28 protein-coding genes are annotated in these 15,927 nt (G+C 54.7%); all 28 read left to right on the top strand.

What is annotated here, in order from left to right; translation table 11 throughout:
- The first annotated feature begins 120 nt into the window (after positions 1-120).
- The 28 genes from fusA to rpsD all read left to right on the top strand — a co-directional run bounded on the left by fusA (position 121) and on the right by rpsD (position 15,893).
- Positions 121-2,244 (top strand): elongation factor G, encoded by a 2,124-nt coding sequence (gene fusA / locus AC5TBW_RS00785; RefSeq protein WP_495510293.1) that lies wholly within the window; start codon positions 121-123, stop codon positions 2,242-2,244.
- 29 nt (positions 2,245-2,273) lie between these two features.
- On the top strand, positions 2,274-3,467 hold the full coding sequence (gene tuf, locus AC5TBW_RS00790) for an elongation factor Tu (protein WP_101147113.1): 1,194 nt from the start codon (positions 2,274-2,276) through the stop codon (positions 3,465-3,467).
- 159 nt (positions 3,468-3,626) lie between these two features.
- Positions 3,627-3,938: a 30S ribosomal protein S10 gene (rpsJ, locus tag AC5TBW_RS00795; protein ID WP_007112007.1), complete on the top strand. Its 312-nt coding sequence runs from the start codon at positions 3,627-3,629 to the stop codon at positions 3,936-3,938.
- A 161-nt stretch (positions 3,939-4,099) separates the two neighbouring features.
- Positions 4,100-4,738, top strand: coding sequence for a 50S ribosomal protein L3 (gene rplC / locus AC5TBW_RS00800; protein WP_240718646.1), 639 nt, complete (start codon positions 4,100-4,102; stop codon positions 4,736-4,738).
- Positions 4,739-4,753: 15 nt separating this feature from the next.
- Positions 4,754-5,359: a 50S ribosomal protein L4 gene (gene rplD / locus AC5TBW_RS00805; RefSeq protein ID WP_176303387.1), complete on the top strand. Its 606-nt coding sequence runs from the start codon at positions 4,754-4,756 to the stop codon at positions 5,357-5,359.
- Positions 5,356-5,652: a 50S ribosomal protein L23 gene (rplW, locus tag AC5TBW_RS00810; protein WP_008959167.1), complete on the top strand. Its 297-nt coding sequence runs from the start codon at positions 5,356-5,358 to the stop codon at positions 5,650-5,652. The genes rplD and rplW overlap by 4 nt, the downstream gene beginning before the upstream one ends.
- A gap of 17 nt (positions 5,653-5,669) precedes the next feature.
- Positions 5,670-6,500 carry a 50S ribosomal protein L2 gene (gene rplB / locus AC5TBW_RS00815; RefSeq protein ID WP_008959166.1) on the top strand — a complete coding sequence of 277 codons (831 nt, stop codon included), beginning with the start codon at positions 5,670-5,672 and terminating at the stop codon, positions 6,498-6,500.
- A gap of 33 nt (positions 6,501-6,533) precedes the next feature.
- On the top strand, positions 6,534-6,809 hold the full coding sequence (gene rpsS / locus AC5TBW_RS00820; protein ID WP_009098993.1) for a 30S ribosomal protein S19: 276 nt from the start codon (positions 6,534-6,536) through the stop codon (positions 6,807-6,809).
- 18 nt (positions 6,810-6,827) lie between these two features.
- Positions 6,828-7,160 carry a 50S ribosomal protein L22 gene (gene rplV, locus AC5TBW_RS00825; RefSeq protein ID WP_007112002.1) on the top strand — a complete coding sequence of 111 codons (333 nt, stop codon included), beginning with the start codon at positions 6,828-6,830 and terminating at the stop codon, positions 7,158-7,160.
- 10 nt (positions 7,161-7,170) lie between these two features.
- Complete coding sequence (gene rpsC / locus AC5TBW_RS00830; RefSeq protein ID WP_009288141.1) at positions 7,171-7,872, top strand: 30S ribosomal protein S3; 702 nt, start codon at positions 7,171-7,173, stop codon at positions 7,870-7,872.
- Between the two features lie 15 nt (positions 7,873-7,887).
- On the top strand, positions 7,888-8,301 hold the full coding sequence (gene rplP / locus AC5TBW_RS00835; protein WP_007112000.1) for a 50S ribosomal protein L16: 414 nt from the start codon (positions 7,888-7,890) through the stop codon (positions 8,299-8,301).
- Positions 8,301-8,492 (top strand): 50S ribosomal protein L29, encoded by a 192-nt coding sequence (rpmC, locus tag AC5TBW_RS00840; protein WP_007111999.1) that lies wholly within the window; start codon positions 8,301-8,303, stop codon positions 8,490-8,492. The genes rplP and rpmC overlap by 1 nt, the downstream gene beginning before the upstream one ends.
- Before the next feature lies 1 nt (position 8,493).
- Positions 8,494-8,754: a 30S ribosomal protein S17 gene (gene rpsQ / locus AC5TBW_RS00845; protein ID WP_495510294.1), complete on the top strand. Its 261-nt coding sequence runs from the start codon at positions 8,494-8,496 to the stop codon at positions 8,752-8,754.
- 49 nt (positions 8,755-8,803) lie between these two features.
- The gene (gene rplN / locus AC5TBW_RS00850) at positions 8,804-9,175 is read left to right on the top strand and encodes a 50S ribosomal protein L14 (RefSeq protein ID WP_008959163.1); all 372 of its coding nucleotides are present in this window, start codon (positions 8,804-8,806) and stop codon (positions 9,173-9,175) included.
- A gap of 14 nt (positions 9,176-9,189) precedes the next feature.
- Positions 9,190-9,504, top strand: coding sequence for a 50S ribosomal protein L24 (rplX, locus tag AC5TBW_RS00855; RefSeq protein ID WP_007111996.1), 315 nt, complete (start codon positions 9,190-9,192; stop codon positions 9,502-9,504).
- Positions 9,505-9,522: 18 nt separating this feature from the next.
- Positions 9,523-10,062 carry a 50S ribosomal protein L5 gene (gene rplE / locus AC5TBW_RS00860; RefSeq protein ID WP_007111995.1) on the top strand — a complete coding sequence of 180 codons (540 nt, stop codon included), beginning with the start codon at positions 9,523-9,525 and terminating at the stop codon, positions 10,060-10,062.
- A gap of 10 nt (positions 10,063-10,072) precedes the next feature.
- The gene (gene rpsN, locus AC5TBW_RS00865; RefSeq protein ID WP_008959162.1) at positions 10,073-10,378 is read left to right on the top strand and encodes a 30S ribosomal protein S14; all 306 of its coding nucleotides are present in this window, start codon (positions 10,073-10,075) and stop codon (positions 10,376-10,378) included.
- A 32-nt stretch (positions 10,379-10,410) separates the two neighbouring features.
- A complete protein-coding gene (gene rpsH / locus AC5TBW_RS00870) occupies positions 10,411-10,803 on the top strand; it encodes a 30S ribosomal protein S8 (protein WP_495510295.1) in 393 nt (130 codons plus the stop codon).
- Between the two features lie 9 nt (positions 10,804-10,812).
- A complete protein-coding gene (rplF, locus tag AC5TBW_RS00875) occupies positions 10,813-11,343 on the top strand; it encodes a 50S ribosomal protein L6 (protein WP_495510296.1) in 531 nt (176 codons plus the stop codon).
- Positions 11,344-11,352: 9 nt separating this feature from the next.
- Positions 11,353-11,703 carry a 50S ribosomal protein L18 gene (gene rplR / locus AC5TBW_RS00880; protein WP_008959159.1) on the top strand — a complete coding sequence of 117 codons (351 nt, stop codon included), beginning with the start codon at positions 11,353-11,355 and terminating at the stop codon, positions 11,701-11,703.
- An 11-nt stretch (positions 11,704-11,714) separates the two neighbouring features.
- Entirely contained in the window at positions 11,715-12,215 is a 501-nt protein-coding gene (gene rpsE / locus AC5TBW_RS00885) for a 30S ribosomal protein S5 (protein WP_078089853.1), read from the top strand.
- A 6-nt stretch (positions 12,216-12,221) separates the two neighbouring features.
- The gene (gene rpmD, locus AC5TBW_RS00890) at positions 12,222-12,404 is read left to right on the top strand and encodes a 50S ribosomal protein L30 (protein ID WP_008959157.1); all 183 of its coding nucleotides are present in this window, start codon (positions 12,222-12,224) and stop codon (positions 12,402-12,404) included.
- A 3-nt stretch (positions 12,405-12,407) separates the two neighbouring features.
- On the top strand, positions 12,408-12,842 hold the full coding sequence (gene rplO, locus AC5TBW_RS00895; protein ID WP_008959156.1) for a 50S ribosomal protein L15: 435 nt from the start codon (positions 12,408-12,410) through the stop codon (positions 12,840-12,842).
- On the top strand, positions 12,843-14,174 hold the full coding sequence (secY, locus tag AC5TBW_RS00900; protein WP_495510297.1) for a preprotein translocase subunit SecY: 1,332 nt from the start codon (positions 12,843-12,845) through the stop codon (positions 14,172-14,174). It begins immediately after the preceding gene.
- Positions 14,175-14,240: 66 nt separating this feature from the next.
- Positions 14,241-14,354, top strand: a complete 114-nt coding sequence (rpmJ, locus tag AC5TBW_RS00905; protein WP_008959154.1) for a 50S ribosomal protein L36 — start codon at positions 14,241-14,243, stop codon at positions 14,352-14,354.
- A gap of 123 nt (positions 14,355-14,477) precedes the next feature.
- Positions 14,478-14,834 (top strand): 30S ribosomal protein S13, encoded by a 357-nt coding sequence (rpsM, locus tag AC5TBW_RS00910; protein WP_007111986.1) that lies wholly within the window; start codon positions 14,478-14,480, stop codon positions 14,832-14,834.
- Between the two features lie 39 nt (positions 14,835-14,873).
- Positions 14,874-15,260, top strand: a complete 387-nt coding sequence (gene rpsK / locus AC5TBW_RS00915; protein ID WP_007111985.1) for a 30S ribosomal protein S11 — start codon at positions 14,874-14,876, stop codon at positions 15,258-15,260.
- Between the two features lie 12 nt (positions 15,261-15,272).
- Entirely contained in the window at positions 15,273-15,893 is a 621-nt protein-coding gene (gene rpsD / locus AC5TBW_RS00920) for a 30S ribosomal protein S4 (RefSeq protein ID WP_008959152.1), read from the top strand.
- The last annotated feature ends 34 nt before the right edge of the window (positions 15,894-15,927 follow it).

Consider the following 15,927-nt stretch of genomic DNA (forward strand, 5'->3'; position numbering starts at 1 on the left):
TGTTTGCTGAGTCGCTCTGTTGCAATACCCGCTACCCTGCAGGGGTGGCGGCGGTCGCATAAGCCTCGCTTGCATACGCCGCTAAATTAACGAGCATCGCCAACAAACGGGAGTTTCACCGTGGCACGCAAGACTCCACTAAATCGCTATCGTAATATCGGTATCGTCGCTCACGTTGACGCGGGTAAAACCACGACGACTGAGCGTGTACTGTTCTACACCGGCCTTTCCCACAAAGTGGGCGAAGTGCATGACGGTGCTGCGACCATGGACTGGATGGAGCAGGAGCAGGAGCGTGGTATTACTATTACCTCCGCTGCTACGACCTGTTTCTGGCAGGGCATGAACAAGCAGTTCCCTGAGCATCGCATTAACATTATCGATACCCCAGGGCACGTTGACTTCACAATCGAAGTTGAACGTTCGCTGCGCGTACTTGATGGCGCGGTCGTTGTACTGTGCGGCTCTTCCGGCGTTCAGCCGCAGACCGAGACCGTATGGCGCCAAGCTAACAAGTACGAAGTTCCGCGTATGGTCTTCGTCAACAAGATGGACCGTACCGGCGCTGATTTCTTCATGGTCGTTGACCAGTTGAAAGAGCGTCTGGGTGCCAAAGCTGTGCCGATCCAGATTAACTGGGGCACGGAAGAGGACTTTAAGGGCGTTATCGACCTTATTCAGATGAAAGCCATCCTGTGGGATGAAGAAAGTCTGGGTATGACCTATGACCTCGTGGATGTTCCTGCTGAGCTACAAGAAACAGCAGAAAAGTACCGCGAAGAGATGGTCGAAGCAGCTGCCGAAGGTTCTGACGAGCTGATGGAGAAGTACCTTGAAGGCGGCGAGCTAACCATTGAAGAGATCAAGGCCGGTCTGCGCGCGCGCACCCTGGCTAACGATATCGTTCTGGTTACCTGTGGTTCTGCGTTTAAGAACAAGGGTGTTCAGGCAGTGCTGGATGGCGTTATCGAATTCATGCCTTCGCCGACAGAAGTTAAGGCGATCGAAGGTGAGCTCGACGATAAAAACGGCACCGTTGATACCCGTGAGGCTGATGACAGTGCACCGTTTGCAGCCCTGGCGTTTAAAATCGCGACTGACCCCTTCGTTGGCACGCTGACCTTTATCCGCGTCTACTCCGGTGTTCTGAAATCTGGTGACGGTGTCTATAACTCCGTCAAACAGAAGAAAGAGCGCGTTGGTCGTATCGTTCAGATGCACGCCAACTCACGCGAAGAGATCAAAGAGGTTCTGGCGGGCGATATTGCTGCCTGTATCGGTCTGAAAGACGTCACCACGGGTGATACCCTGTGCGACATCGATAACAAAATTGTTCTCGAGCGCATGGAATTCCCGGACCCGGTTATCTCGGTAGCCGTAGAGCCTAAGTCTAAGGCTGACCAGGAGAAGATGGGCGTTGCTCTGGGCAAGCTTGCTCAAGAAGACCCCTCTTTCCAGGTTAAAACCGACGAAGAAACCGGCCAGACGATTATCTCTGGTATGGGTGAGCTTCACCTGGATATCCTTGTTGACCGTATGCGTCGCGAGTTTAAGGTTGAAGCCAATATCGGTAAGCCTCAGGTTGCCTACCGCGAGACTATTCGCGGCAGCATCGAGCAAGAAGGCAAGTTCGTACGTCAGTCCGGTGGTCGTGGTCAGTATGGTCACGTTTGGCTGCGTATCGAGCCGCTGACTAAAGAAGAAAAGGGTGAAGGCGAAGATGAAATCTTCTTCAAATTCAACTCTGAAATCGTGGGTGGTGCGGTTCCGAAGGAATACGTTCCCGCGGTTGAGAAGGGTGCTTACGAGCAGCTCAAAAACGGCGTCATCGCGGGTTACCCGATGATCGACGTTAAAGTGTCGCTGTTCGACGGCTCCTTCCACGACGTGGACTCCAACGAGACTGCGTTTAAGATTGCTTCTTCTATGGCAGTAAAAGAAGGTGCCAGGAAGGCCAAGGCCGTGCTGCTGGAGCCGGTGATGAAGGTCGAAATCGTGACCCCCGAAGAATTTATGGGTGACGTCATGGGTGACCTGAGCCGTCGTCGCGGCCTGGTGCAGGGTATGGATGACTCCTCTTCTGGTAAAGTCATTCGTGCGACGGTGCCACTGGGCGAGATGTTCGGTTATGCAACCGATCTGCGCTCACAAACCCAGGGCCGTGCGAGCTACTCTATGGAGTTCTCGAAGTACGACGAGGCGCCCTCCAGCGTCGTTGAAGCCGTCATCAATCAAAACGGTTAACCGTTAGCTAACGTAAAGAGGTTATAGCAGTGGCTAAGGAAAAATTTGAACGTTCCAAACCGCACGTCAACGTCGGCACCATTGGTCACGTCGACCACGGTAAAACGACTCTGACTGCGGCTCTGACCCGCGTGTCTGCTGAGGTTTTCGGCGGCGACTGGCGTGAGTTTGATACCATCGATAACGCTCCTGAAGAGCGCGAGCGCGGTATCACAATCGCTACTTCTCACGTGGAATATCAGTCTGAAGAGCGTCACTACGCTCACGTTGACTGCCCAGGACACGCTGACTACGTCAAGAACATGATCACCGGTGCTGCGCAGATGGACGGCGCGATCCTGGTATGTTCTGCCGCAGATGGCCCGATGCCGCAAACTCGCGAGCACATCCTGCTGTCTCGTCAGGTTGGCGTACCGTTCATCGTTGTGTTCCTGAACAAAGCGGACATGGTCGATGACGAAGAGCTGCTCGAACTGGTAGAGATGGAAGTTCGTGAACTTCTAGACCAGTACGACTTCCCGGGCGACGACACGCCGATCATCACTGGTTCTGCGCTGATGGCGTTGAACGGTGAAGATGAGAACGGCATGGGTACTACTGCTGTTGCTAATCTGATCAAAGCTCTGGACGAGTACATTCCTGAGCCGGAGCGTGCTATCGACCAGCCGTTCCTGATGCCGATCGAAGACGTGTTCTCTATCTCTGGCCGCGGTACTGTTGTTACCGGTCGTGTAGAGCGCGGCATCGTTAAAGCGGGCGAAGAAGTGGAAATCGTGGGTATCCGCGACACCACCAAAACGATCGTTACCGGTGTTGAAATGTTCCGTAAGCTGCTCGACGAAGGTCGTGCCGGTGAGAACGTTGGCGCCCTGCTGCGTGGTACTAAGCGTGATGACGTCGAGCGTGGTCAAGTATTGGCCAAGCCGGGCACCATCAACCCGCACACTACCTTCGAAGCAGAAGTTTACGTACTGTCCAAAGAAGAGGGTGGTCGTCACACGCCTTTCTTCAAGGGCTACCGTCCCCAGTTCTACTTCCGTACCACCGATGTAACAGGTACCTGTGAACTGCCGGAAGGTGTTGAAATGGTCATGCCGGGTGACAACGTTCAGATGGTTGTTACCTTGATCGCTCCGATCGCAATGGACGAAGGCTTGCGCTTCGCTATTCGTGAAGGCGGCCGTACTGTCGGTGCTGGCGTTGTGGCCAAAATCGTCAAGTAAGCTACGTGCTTGAATGATGAAGGGGGCTCTGATGAGCCCCCTTTTCTGCGCACCATCAGCAAATGTTTGACATGTGCTAATGGCGTGCCTATAATGCGCATCCTTTGAATGCGTGGGTAGACGGCTCGCGCCGTCGACATCCATTGGAGTTTAGGGCAAATGCAGAACCAAAAGATTCGCATTCGGTTGAAAGCTTTCGACCATCGCCTGATCGATCAGTCTACAGCGGAGATTGTTGAAACCGCTAAGCGTACTGGTGCTCAGGTTCGTGGACCGATTCCGCTGCCGACCAACCGCGAGCGTTACACCATTCTGATCTCGCCGCACGTCAATAAAGATGCGCGTGACCAGTATGAGATTCGTACGCACAAGCGTGTGCTCGACATTGTTGAGCCGACTGAGAAAACTGTTGATGCATTGATGAAGCTCGATCTCGCCGCAGGCGTTGACGTGCAAATCAAGCTCAACTAATTACACTAGTCACTTTGCGGCCCAGCGCTCGTCGCTTCTTGTAAGAAGCTAGTATGAGCAGCAGCCGCCGCGCCGTGAGGCGCCATACAATGTGCTAGTGGAATGCTCTGGAAAGGGCAGCCATAGCGGGTGATAGCCCCGTACACTATAGGAGACTGAGTATGACTATCGGTTTAGTCGGTAAAAAGGCCGGGATGACCCGTGTCTTTACCGAAGACGGCGCATCCGTGCCCGTAACCGTTATTGAAGTTGATCCTAATCGTGTTACACGCGTTAAGTCCGTCGACTCTGACGGTTACGCAGCGATTCAGGTCACATCTGGCTCTCGCAAAGCTAAGCACCTCACCAAAGCGCAAGCGGGTCAGTTTGCCAAGGCGGGTGTTGAAGCTGGTCGTGCGCTGATGGAATTTCGTCTTGCAGAAGGCGAAACAATTCCAGAAGTGGGCGGCGAAATCACTGTATCCCTCTTCGAAGCTGGTCAAATGGTTGACGTGACTGGCACCTCTAAGGGTAAAGGCTTCCAGGGTGCTGTTAAGCGCTGGAATTTCCGTACCCAAGACATGACTCACGGTAACTCTCTGTCGCACCGCGCGCCGGGTTCTATCGGCATGTGTCAGACTCCGGGTCGCGTTTTTAAAGGCAAAAAGATGGCCGGTCAAATGGGTAACGCCCGTTGCACCGTTCAAAGCCTTGAGATCGTCCGTGTCGACGCCGAGCGTAACCTGCTGCTGATCAAAGGCGCCGTGCCGGGTGCTCCCGGTAGTGACGTTATCGTTCGCAGCGCCGTGAAAGCAGGCTGAAGGGGATAATTACCAATGAATCTGAATCTTGCTGCAGGCACGGGTACCGTTGAAGTAGCCGACGCCACTTTTGGCAAAGAATTCAACGAAGCGCTCGTTCACCAGGTTGTCACTGCCTATTTGGCAGCTGGACGCCAGGGAACTCGCGCACAAAAGAGTCGTTCCGACGTTCGTGGTGGTGGTAAAAAACCGTGGCGTCAGAAAGGCACCGGTCGTGCACGTGCCGGTACCATCCGCTCTCCGCTATGGCGTAGTGGTGGCGTAACCTTCGCGGCGCGTCCGCAAGACTACACCCAGAAGGTTAACCGCAAGATGTACCGTGCAGCGATGCGCTCCATCTTATCTGAGCTGGTACGTCAAGAGCGTTTAGTCGCCATTGAAGAGTTCGTCGTCGATGCGCCTAAGACCAAGCAGGTAGCTGCCAAGCTGAAAGAGCTCAACCTTGAAAAAGTGTTGATCGTCACTGAAGAAATTGACGAGAAGCTCTATCTGGCCGCACGCAACCTTCCCCACGTTGACGTGGTGGATGTCGCGGCAGCTGACCCGGTAAGCCTGGTAGCCTTTGATAAGGTCCTGATTACCGTCTCCGCCCTGCGTAAATTCGAGGAGAAGCTGGCATGAACCAGGAACGCGTATTTAAGGTTCTGCTTGGGCCTCACGTGACCGAAAAGGCCGCGATGGCAGCCGAGCGCAACCAGTACGTTTTCAAGGTGGCATCTGATGCTACCAAGCCCGAGATCAAAAAAGCCGTTGAAGCACTCTTCGGAAAAAAGGTCGGTAGTGTTCAGGTTCTGAACATGAAGGGTAAAACAAAGCGTACTGCGAACGGCGTTGGCCTGCGTAAGGGTTACCGCAAAGCGTATGTGACCCTGGCTGCGGGTGAAACGCTCGAAGACTTCTCTGGCGCCGAATAAGGGCAGGAGTACGGATAATGGCAATCGTCAAGACCAAACCCACTTCCGCCGGTCGTCGCCACGTCGTCAAGATCGTTGGCGAGGAACTGTTTAAAGGTCGTGCTTATGCACCGCTTTTAGAAAAACAGTCCAAGTCCGGCGGCCGGAATAACTACGGTCGTATCACCACCCGCCACGTGGGCGGTGGTCATCGTCACCACTATCGGTTGATCGATTTCAAGCGCACCAAAGATGGCATTCCTGCCACCGTTGAGCGCCTGGAGCACGATCCCAATCGCAGTGCGCACATTGCACTGCTGAAGTATGCCGATGGTGAGCGTCGTTACATCATTGCACCGAAAGGTGTCAGCGCGGGTGACGTGCTGGAATCTGGTGTTAACGCGTCAATCAAGAAAGGCAATGCCTTGCCGCTGCGTAACGTCCCGTTGGGTTCTACGGTGCACTGCATCGAACTCAAGCCGGGTAAAGGTGCGCAGATTGCTCGCAGTGCCGGTACAAGCGCCCAGTTGGTTGCTCGTGAAGGTAACTATGCCACCCTGCGTCTTCGCTCTGGCGAAATGCGTAAAGTGTTGGCCGAGTGCCGCGCGACATTGGGTGAAGTGAGCAACTCTGAGCACAGCCTGCGTCAACTTGGCAAGGCCGGTGCGAAGCGCTGGAGAGGCGTGCGTCCGACTGTTCGCGGTGTCGCGATGAACCCAGTCGATCACCCGCACGGTGGTGGCGAAGGCCGCACCAGTGGTGGTCGTCACCCGGTATCCCCATGGGGCGTGCCGACTAAGGGTCACAAGACGCGTAAGAACAAGCGCACCGACAAGCTGATCATTCGTCGTCGTAACAAGACGCGTTGATCTAAATTGCCAAGACATTAAGAGGTAACGGCTGTGCCACGTTCACTAAAGAAAGGTCCCTTCATTGACCTTCATCTTTTGAAGAAGGTAGAGGCTGCAGTGGAGAAGAACGATCGCAAACCGATCAAGACTTGGTCGCGTCGTTCTATGATCCTGCCCAATATGGTAGGCCTCACTATCGCGGTCCATAATGGTCGCCAACACGTCCCGGTGCATGTTTCCGAGGAAATGGTTGGCCACAAATTGGGCGAATTCGCTGCTACTCGCACTTATCGCGGGCATGCAGCGGATAAAAAAGCCAAACGGTAAGCCAGAGAGGATTGAGAGATGGAAGTCACAGCTAAGCTGCTTGGCGCTCGTTTATCCGCCCAGAAGGCCCGTTTGGTGGCTGACCAGGTGCGCGGTAAACCTGTCGCCGAGGCACTCGACCTGCTGACCTTCTCACCGAAGAAGGCTGCCAAGCTGGTTAAGAAGGTGCTGCAATCCGCGATTGCGAATGCGGAAGAAAATAACGGCATGGATATTGACGAGCTGCGTGTCTCGACCATCTGCGTCGATGAGGGCATGACGCTCAAGCGTATCAAGCCGCGTGCCAAGGGGCGTGCGGATCGTATCTTGAAGCGCACGTGCCACATCACCGTCAAGGTAGCCGAGAAGTAGGAGTCGACCGATGGGTCAGAAAGTCAATCCAACAGGCATTCGACTGGGCATCGTCAAAGACCATGCTTCTGTCTGGTATGCTGAGCGCGGCGCTTACGCCGATAAGCTCAATAACGATCTCGAAGTGCGTAGCTTCCTGGAAGAGCGTCTTAAAAGCGCCTCCGTTAGCCGCATCCACATCGAGCGTCCGGCGAATAACGCCCGCATCACCATTCACACTGCCCGTCCGGGTATCGTGATTGGTAAGAAAGGTGAAGATGTCGACCGTTTGCGTCGCGATCTCACCCAGATGATGGGTGTCCCCGTGCATGTGAACATCGAAGAAGTTCGCAAGCCGGAGCTGGATGCCAAGCTAGTCGCTGCTAACGTAGCGGGTCAGCTTGAGCGTCGCGTGATGTTCCGTCGTGCTATGAAGCGCGCGGTACAGAACGCAATGCGTCTTGGCGCTGGTGGCATCAAGATTCAGCTGTCAGGTCGTCTTGGTGGCGCTGAAATCGCACGTACCGAATGGTACCGCGAAGGTCGCGTTCCGCTGCACACGTTGCGTGCGGATATCGACTACGCCACTTACGAAGCTCACACCACCTACGGCGTTATCGGCGTCAAAGTGTGGATCTTCAAGGGTGAAATCCTCGGCGGTATCGAGGAAGTACGTGCCAAGGCTAAACAACAGCCTGCCGGCAACGCGCCCAAGAAGAAAGGTTCCAGGTAAGGGGAGAGCGAGTCGATGTTACAGCCCAAGCGTATGAAATTCCGCAAGATGATGAAAGGCCGCAACCGTGGCCTGGCGCATCGCGGAAGCAAGATCAGCTTCGGGGAATACGGCCTTAAAGCTACTGGTCGCGGCCGCATTACTGCGCGTCAGATCGAAGCAGGCCGTCGTGCGATCACACGTCACGTAAAGCGTGGCGGTAAAATCTGGATCCGCGTCTTCCCTGATAAGCCGATCTCCAAGAAGCCGCTCGAAGTTCGTATGGGTAAAGGTAAAGGTTCTGTTGAGTACTGGGTTGCCCAGATCCAACCGGGTCGGGTCCTGTATGAAATTGAAGGCGTGTCGGAAGAGCTCGCTCGTGAAGCGTTTGAGCTTGCCGCACAGAAAATGCCCTTATCCACCACCTTTGCGAAACGGACGGTGATGTGATGAAAGCCCAGGAAATTCGTGAAAAGTCCGCTGGAGAGCTCCAGGAGCAACTCCTCGAACTACTCCGCGAGCAGTTTAACCTGCGCATGCAGAAGGCCACAGGCCAACTGAGCCAGACTCATCTGCTCAAGCAGGTCCGTCGCGATATTGCTCGCGTTAAGACTTTGCTCAACGAGAAGGCAGGTGATTGAGATGGCCGAAGAAAACACAAAGCGTACGCTCACCGGTAAAGTGGTGAGCGACAAGATGGACAAGTCCATCGTCGTTATGATCGAGCGACGCGAGCGTCACCCGATCTACGGAAAATACGTTAAGCGCTCCACCAAGCTGCACGCCCATGATGAGGCGAACCAGGCTAAGGCAGGCGATACGGTTTCCATTCAGGAATGCCGTCCGCTTTCCAAAAAGAAAGCCTGGACGCTAGTCGAGGTGGTTGATCACGCTAAGGGTTAATCCCGAGGCTTGCCAATCAGTGCAGTCAGATTAGGTTTGGAGAAAACCGATGATTCAGACTCAGACAATGCTGGATGTCGCCGACAACAGCGGAGCGCGCCGGGTGCAATGCATCAAGGTGTTGGGCGGTTCACACCGTCGCTACGCTCGCGTTGGTGATATCATCAAGGTCACGGTTAAGGAAGCGATTCCGCGTGGCAAGGTCAAAAAAGGCCAGGTGCTCAAAGCGGTCGTGGTCCGGACCCGTAGTGGCGTCCGTCGTCCCGACGGTTCGCTCATCCGTTTCGATGGAAATGCGGCAGTTTTGTTGAATAACACCAACGAACAGCCCATCGGTACCCGTATTTTTGGGCCGGTGACTCGTGAACTTCGTAATGAAAAGTTCATGAAGATCATTTCCTTAGCGCCTGAAGTGCTGTAAGGAGCGAGGCGGATATGCAAAAGATCAAACGTGACGATGAAGTCATCGTCATCGCCGGGAAGGATAAAGGCAAACGTGGCACCGTTAAGCGGGTATTAGAAAACCGCTTCTTGGTGTCCGGTGTGAACATGATTAAACGTCACACCAAGCCAAATCCCATGGCGGGTAATCAGGGCGGTATCGTCGAGCGTGAGGCTCCGATTCACGCGTCCAACGTAGCCATCTTCAATTCGGAGACCGGTAAGGCGGATCGCGTCGGCTTCCAAGTGAAGGAAGACGGTACCAAGGTACGTATCTACAAGTCGACGCAGACGCAGATCGACGCCTAACGCGAGTCGGGTAGCAAAATGGCGAACTTGAAAGAACGTTATCAAAACGAGGTAGCAGCTCAACTCAAAGAAGAGTTCAGCTATGCCAACGTTATGCAGGTACCACGGATCACGAAAGTGACTCTGAATATGGGTATCGGCGAAGCGGTCAACGATAAAAAGTTGATCGACAATGCCATCGGCGATCTAGAGAAGCTCTCTGGTCAGAAACCGTTGGTGACCAAAGCACGTAAGTCCATCGCGGGCTTTAAGGTGCGCGAAGGCTGGCCAATCGGCATCAAGGTAACTCTGCGCGCTGAGCGTATGTGGGACTTCTTGGACCGTTTGGTTTATATTGCGATTCCTCGCGTGCGTGACTTCCGTGGTCTCAACCCGAAGTCTTTCGACGGTCGTGGCAATTACTCAATGGGTGTGCGTGAGCAGATCATCTTCCCGGAGATCGAGTATGATAAAATCGATCGCATCCGGGGGTTGGACGTCACTATCACTACGACCGCCAAAACCGACGAGGAAGGTCGTGCGCTGCTAACCGCGCTGAACTTCCCGTTCAAGAAATAGGGCTGGGATCATGGCTAAGAAAAGTATGATAGAGCGTGAGCTTAAGCGTACGCAGCTGGTCGCGAAGTATGCGACCAAGCGCGCTGAACTCAAGAAAATCATCTCGGACGTGAATACTTCTGAGGAAGACCGCTTCGAGGCGACGCTGAAGCTGCAGCAATTGCCGCGCGACTCAAGCCCGGTGCGTCAGCGTAACCGCTGCCGTATCACCGGTCGTCCGCACGGTTTTTACAACAAGTTCGGCCTCGGCCGTAACAAGCTGCGTGAAGCCGCCATGCGTGGCGACGTTCCTGGACTCAAAAAGTCCAGTTGGTAACGCCACGTAGATTCATCAGGAGCGCACATTAAATGAGCATGCAAGACACTCTGGCGGATATGTTTACTCGTATCCGCAATGCGCAGATGGCCACCAAGGAGACGGCAACCATGCCGTCCTCCAAGCTGAAAGTGCAAGTGGCCCGAGTGCTAAAGGAAGAAGGCTACATTGCCGACTTTACGGTAGCGGAGGGCGTTAAGCCTGAGCTAACCGTGACTCTCAAGTACTTTGAGGGTAAGCCGGTTATTGAGCACATTCAGCGGGTTTCCAAGCCGTCCCTGCGCCGTTATATGGGCAAGGACAACCTGCCTAAGGTCGCCGATGGTCTTGGTATCGCGATTGTCACCACGTCAAATGGTGTCATGACCGATCGTGCCGCGCGCCAAGCGGGTGTCGGTGGCGAAGTCATCTGCACCGTATTCTAGGAGGCTGGAATGTCCCGCATAGCGAAATATCCGGTTAAAGTGCCTGCCGGCGTTGATGTTAAACTCAATGCTGACCAGCTGACCGCCAAAGGCGGCCAAGGCACACTATCTATGACTATCCACTCTGATGTAGTGGTGAATCATGAAGATGGACAGCTGACCTTCGCCCCGAGCGAATCTGCCAAGAGCTGGGCCATGGCCGGTACTACCCGCGCCTTAGTTCAGAACCTGGTGACGGGCGTATCAGAGGGCTTCACACGAACCCTCGAAATTGTTGGCGTCGGTTATCGTGCCCAAGCTAAGGGCCAGACGCTCAATCTTTCACTGGGCTTCTCGCACCCGGTCGACTACGAACTGCCTGAAGGTGTCTCAGCGGAAACGCCGAAAAACACCGTGATCGTGCTGAAAAGCGCGAACAAGCAGCAGCTCGGTCAGTGCGCCGCGGAAATCCGCGCTTTCCGTCCGCCCGAGCCGTATAAAGGCAAGGGTGTACGGTACGCCGACGAGCAGGTGCGTCGCAAAGAAGCCAAGAAGAAGTAAGGCAGGGTTATGAACGCGAAGAAAGAATCTCGTCTCCGTCGTGCCCGCCGCGCTCGCGCCAAGATCCGCGAGCTGGGCGTGTATCGCCTGTGCGTCAACCGTACCCCGCGTCACATCTATGCGCAGATTATCTCGCCGGATGGTGGCAAAGTGCTAGCCAGTGCTTCTACGCTGGACAAAGCGCTGCGCGAGGGTGCGACCGGTAACTCAGATGCCGCCTCTAAAGTGGGTGCTCTGATTGCCGAACGCGCTAAAGAAGCAGGCATCACCCAGGTGGCCTTCGACCGTGCTGGCTTTAAGTATCACGGCCGCGTCAAGGCGCTGGCCGACGCCGCACGTGAAGGCGGCCTGGAATTCTAAAGGGTTTTACGATGGCGAAGAACGAACAGCAAAGCGGTGATCTGCAAGAGAAGTTAGTGCAGGTCAACCGCGTCGCCAAGGTGGTCAAGGGTGGTCGTATTTTCGGCTTCACCGCACTGACCGTCGTTGGTGATGGTAAAGGTCGTGTCGGTTTCGGACGTGGCAAGGCGCGTGAAGTGCCTGTCGCTATCCAGAAAGCGATGGATCAAGCTCGTCGCAACATGGTCAAGGTGAACCTCGCTGGCCACACGCTGCAGTACCCGGTAAAAGCCCGTCACGGTGCTTCCAAGGTGTATATGCAGCCGGCTTCCGAAGGTACCGGCATCATCGCCGGTGGCGCCATGCGCTCTGTACTAGAGCTTGCCGGTGTCCACGACGTACTGGCCAAGTGCTACGGTTCCACCAACCCGGTTAACGTGGTTCGAGCGACTGTTAAAGGTCTCTCCGCCATGCAAGCACCGGAAGACATTGCCGCTAAGCGCGGTTTGTCTGTCGAAGCGATCACGGGGTAAGGCACCATGGCAGCAACGATCAAGGTTACCCAGATCCGCAGCACCATCGGCATTATGCCCAAGCACAAGGCTACTATGAAAGGCTTGGGCCTGCGTCGCATCGGTCATACGGTTGAACTGGAAGACACCCCTGCCGTACGCGGCATGATCCACAAGGTAACTTACCTTGTGCGCGTTGAGGGAGAGTAATCCATGAAACTCAATAACCTAAGCCCGGCTCCGGGCTCCAAACACGCCGCAAAGCGTGTTGGTCGTGGCATCGGTTCCGGTCTTGGTAAGACCGGTGGCCGTGGTCACAAAGGTCAGAAGTCACGTAGTGGCGGCAGTGTTAAGCCCGGTTTCGAAGGCGGTCAGATGCCTTTGCAGCGTCGTTTACCGAAATTCGGTTTTACGTCTGCAAAGTCTCTGGTCTCTGAAGAAGTACGCCTGGCTGAACTTGCTAAAGTTGCCGGTGGCGAAGTCACCATGGCATCTTTGAAAGAAGCCAACGTGCTGAAGGACTCTACGCTACACGCGAAGATCATCCTTTCTGGCGAACTGAAAACAGCGGTTACCGTTCGCGGAATCAAGGTCACCAAAGGTGCCCGTGAAGCGATCGAAGCCGCTGGCGGCAAGGTAGAGGACTAAATGGCCAAGTCAGGAAAAATGCCGGCGATGGGCAGCGGTCTGAGTGAACTGTGGGCGCGTTTGCGCTTCGTGCTCCTCGCCATCGTGGTGTACCGTATTGGTGCCCACATTCCCGTTCCCGGTATCAATCCTGACCAGCTTGCTGCCTTGTTTAGGGAGCAACAGGGCACCATCCTTGGCATGTTCAACATGTTCTCGGGTGGCGCCCTGGAGCGCATGAGCGTCCTCGCCCTGGGTATTATGCCCTATATTTCGGCGTCGATTATCATGCAGCTCATGACTGCGGTCTCCCCTCATCTTGAACAACTCAAGAAAGAGGGTGAGGCTGGCCGCCGCAAGATTAGCCAGTACACCCGCTACGGCACGGTGATACTGGCATTTGTCCAGGCTACCGGCATGTCCGTCGGTCTGGCTAGCCAAGGCATCGCGTACAGCGCTGACCTTAGCTTCTATTTCACCGCCGTGATCACGTTTGTATCGGGTGCGGTGTTTATGATGTGGCTAGGTGAGCAGATTACCGAGAAGGGCATCGGCAATGGTATTTCGCTGTTGATCTTCGCTGGTATTGTCGCTGGACTACCCAGTGCCGTGGGCCAAGCCTTCGAGCTTGCCCGTAATGAAGGGGCCTGGAATGTTCTGCCGCTGTTAGCGCTGTCAGCGTTAGGTATTGCGACTGTCGCCTTTGTGGTTTTCATCGAGCGCGGCCAACGCCGTCTCAAAGTTAACTACCCAAGGCGTCAAGTGGGCAATAAGATGTATGCAGGGCAAAGCAGCTACCTGCCTTTGAAGGTCAACATGGCCGGTGTTATTCCGGCGATTTTTGCCTCCAGTATTCTGCTCTTCCCGGCCTCTATTGGTCAGTGGGTAGGTGCCGGTGAAGGTATGGAGTGGTTGCAGCGTGCATCTCAGGCATTAGGTCCAGGTCAACCGCTTTACATCTTGCTTTTCGCGGCGGCAGTGGTATTCTTCTGCTTCTTTTACACAGCGCTGGTCTTCAACCCCAAGGATGTGGCTGACAATCTTAAAAAGTCAGGCGCTTTCCTGCCGGGCATTCGCCCCGGCGAGCAGACCGCTCGCTATATCGATAAGGTCATGACACGTCTGACCCTGTTCGGTGCCTTGTATATCACTGCGGTTTCCTTGATGCCCCAGTTCTTGATTGTGGCGTGGAACGTGCCGTTCTTTTTCGGCGGTACCTCGTTGTTAATCGTAGTCGTGGTCATCATGGACTTCATGGCCCAGGTGCAATCGCATCTCATGTCGCATCAGTATGACTCAGTGATGAAGAAGTCCAACCTGAAAGGCTACGGTAGCGGCGGTATCATGCGCTAAGGCGCCGTCCACCCCTATTAACATAGTGAGGGGGCGTGCCGCGAGCCGGTTTTTGGAGAAAGATCGATGAAAGTTCGAGCTTCCGTAAAGAAAATGTGCCGTAACTGTAAGATCATTCGTCGCAATGGCGCTGTCCGCGTCATCTGCAGCGAACCTCGGCACAAACAGCGCCAGGGTTAATAGCCTGGGTTGTATTAAGCGGGTGCCAGCATACCCCTTGCCTTAGGGCAACTAAAGGGGTATGCTGTTGCGCCTTTTGTAGATGAATAAACGAGCAAGCCGCTCAAATTTCGGAGTAAGCTGATGGCCCGTATTGCAGGCGTCAATATCCCGGACAACAAGCATGCGGCGATCTCGCTGACCTATATCTTCGGGATTGGCCGTACCCGTGCTGAGCACATCTGTGCTGCTGCCGGTATTGCCATGAATGCCAAGATCCAGGACCTGTCTTCTGAAGAAGTCGACACCCTGCGTTCTGAAGTTGGCAAGTACACCGTAGAAGGCGACCTTCGTCGTGATGTTACGCTTAACATTAAGCGTCTCATGGACTTAGGCTGCTACCGTGGTCTGCGTCATCGTCGTAGTCTTCCGCTGCGTGGTCAGCGGACTAAGACTAACGCGCGCACCCGTAAGGGCCCGCGTAAGCCGATCCGCAAATAACACGCACGTTCTGGCGTAAAGACAGGAATAGACATCAACATGGCTAACCCGCGTAGTAACCGTAAAAAGGTTAAAAAGCAGGTAGTGGACGCAATTGCGCATATCCATGCCTCTTTTAACAACACGATCGTGACGATCACAGACCGCCAGGGCAACGCTCTTTCATGGGCGACTGCCGGTGGTTCGGGTTTTCGTGGTTCTCGCAAGAGCACCCCGTTCGCTGCTCAAGTGGCAAGTGAACGTGCAGCAACTGCTGCAGCCGAGTATGGTGTGAAAAACGTAGACGTACTGGTTAAAGGCCCAGGTCCCGGTCGTGAATCCGCCGTGCGCGCACTGAACGCCGCCGGCTTCCGCGTGCAAAGCATCGTAGACGCGACGCCCATTCCCCACAATGGCTGCCGTCCGCCGAAGAAACGCCGCGTTTAAGGAGACAGATTCATGGCCCGTTATATTGGACCGAAGTGCAAATTGTCTCGTCGTGAAGGCACAGACCTCTTTTTAAAGAGTGGTGTGACTCCCTTCGAGAAAAAGTGTAAATCCGAGCAGATCCCGGGTGTACACGGCCAGCGTCGTCAACGTCTTTCAGACTACGGCTTGCAGCTTCGCGAGAAGCAAAAAGTACGTCGCATGTACGGCGTACTCGAAAAACAGTTCCGTAACTACTACAAAGAAGCCGCTCGCCTGAAAGGCGCGACTGGTGAAGTATTGTTGCAGTTGCTCGAATCCCGACTGGATAATGTCGTCTACCGCATGGGCTTCGGCTCGACTCGCTCTGAAGCGCGTCAGCTGGTCAGCCACAAGGCGATTTCCGTGAACGGCCGCACCGTTAACGTTGCTTCCTATCAAGTGAAGCCGGGTGACGTTGTTTCCATTCGCGAAAAGGCGAAAAACCAAGCACGTATTCAAAGCGCTTTGTCCATTGCGGCAAACCGTGGCGATATCGCTTGGATCGAAATCGACGCCAAGAAGATGGAAGGCACTTTCAAGGCTCTGCCTGAACGCGGTGACCTGTCTGCCGACATCAACGAAAACCTGATCGTCGAGCTGTACTCCAAGTAAGCAGTTTTCTGTTTCTTGTCGATCTGGTGCTGGT

The organism is Vreelandella sp. ssv (genome assembly GCF_059448525.1).

Bases quoted from the DNA above. Each gene is read 5' to 3' on its own strand.
- rpsJ (WP_007112007.1), top strand. From the start codon at position 3,627: ATGCAGAACCAAAAGATTCGCATTCGGTTGAAAGCTTTCGACCATCGC.
- rplC (WP_240718646.1), top strand. From the start codon at position 4,100: ATGACTATCGGTTTAGTCGGTAAAAAGGCCGGGATGACCCGTGTCTTT.
- rplD (WP_176303387.1), top strand. From the start codon at position 4,754: ATGAATCTGAATCTTGCTGCAGGCACGGGTACCGTTGAAGTAGCCGAC.
- rplW (WP_008959167.1), top strand. From the start codon at position 5,356: ATGAACCAGGAACGCGTATTTAAGGTTCTGCTTGGGCCTCACGTGACC.
- rplB (WP_008959166.1), top strand. From the start codon at position 5,670: ATGGCAATCGTCAAGACCAAACCCACTTCCGCCGGTCGTCGCCACGTC.
- rplV (WP_007112002.1), top strand. From the start codon at position 6,828: ATGGAAGTCACAGCTAAGCTGCTTGGCGCTCGTTTATCCGCCCAGAAG.
- rpsC (WP_009288141.1), top strand. From the start codon at position 7,171: ATGGGTCAGAAAGTCAATCCAACAGGCATTCGACTGGGCATCGTCAAA.
- rplP (WP_007112000.1), top strand. From the start codon at position 7,888: ATGTTACAGCCCAAGCGTATGAAATTCCGCAAGATGATGAAAGGCCGC.
- rpmC (WP_007111999.1), top strand. From the start codon at position 8,301: ATGAAAGCCCAGGAAATTCGTGAAAAGTCCGCTGGAGAGCTCCAGGAG.
- rpsQ (WP_495510294.1), top strand. From the start codon at position 8,494: ATGGCCGAAGAAAACACAAAGCGTACGCTCACCGGTAAAGTGGTGAGC.
- rplN (WP_008959163.1), top strand. From the start codon at position 8,804: ATGATTCAGACTCAGACAATGCTGGATGTCGCCGACAACAGCGGAGCG.
- rplX (WP_007111996.1), top strand. From the start codon at position 9,190: ATGCAAAAGATCAAACGTGACGATGAAGTCATCGTCATCGCCGGGAAG.
- rplE (WP_007111995.1), top strand. From the start codon at position 9,523: ATGGCGAACTTGAAAGAACGTTATCAAAACGAGGTAGCAGCTCAACTC.
- rpsN (WP_008959162.1), top strand. From the start codon at position 10,073: ATGGCTAAGAAAAGTATGATAGAGCGTGAGCTTAAGCGTACGCAGCTG.
- rpsH (WP_495510295.1), top strand. From the start codon at position 10,411: ATGAGCATGCAAGACACTCTGGCGGATATGTTTACTCGTATCCGCAAT.
- rplF (WP_495510296.1), top strand. From the start codon at position 10,813: ATGTCCCGCATAGCGAAATATCCGGTTAAAGTGCCTGCCGGCGTTGAT.
- rplR (WP_008959159.1), top strand. From the start codon at position 11,353: ATGAACGCGAAGAAAGAATCTCGTCTCCGTCGTGCCCGCCGCGCTCGC.
- rpsE (WP_078089853.1), top strand. From the start codon at position 11,715: ATGGCGAAGAACGAACAGCAAAGCGGTGATCTGCAAGAGAAGTTAGTG.
- rpmD (WP_008959157.1), top strand. From the start codon at position 12,222: ATGGCAGCAACGATCAAGGTTACCCAGATCCGCAGCACCATCGGCATT.
- rplO (WP_008959156.1), top strand. From the start codon at position 12,408: ATGAAACTCAATAACCTAAGCCCGGCTCCGGGCTCCAAACACGCCGCA.
- secY (WP_495510297.1), top strand. From the start codon at position 12,843: ATGGCCAAGTCAGGAAAAATGCCGGCGATGGGCAGCGGTCTGAGTGAA.
- rpmJ (WP_008959154.1), top strand. From the start codon at position 14,241: ATGAAAGTTCGAGCTTCCGTAAAGAAAATGTGCCGTAACTGTAAGATC.
- rpsM (WP_007111986.1), top strand. From the start codon at position 14,478: ATGGCCCGTATTGCAGGCGTCAATATCCCGGACAACAAGCATGCGGCG.
- rpsK (WP_007111985.1), top strand. From the start codon at position 14,874: ATGGCTAACCCGCGTAGTAACCGTAAAAAGGTTAAAAAGCAGGTAGTG.
- rpsD (WP_008959152.1), top strand. From the start codon at position 15,273: ATGGCCCGTTATATTGGACCGAAGTGCAAATTGTCTCGTCGTGAAGGC.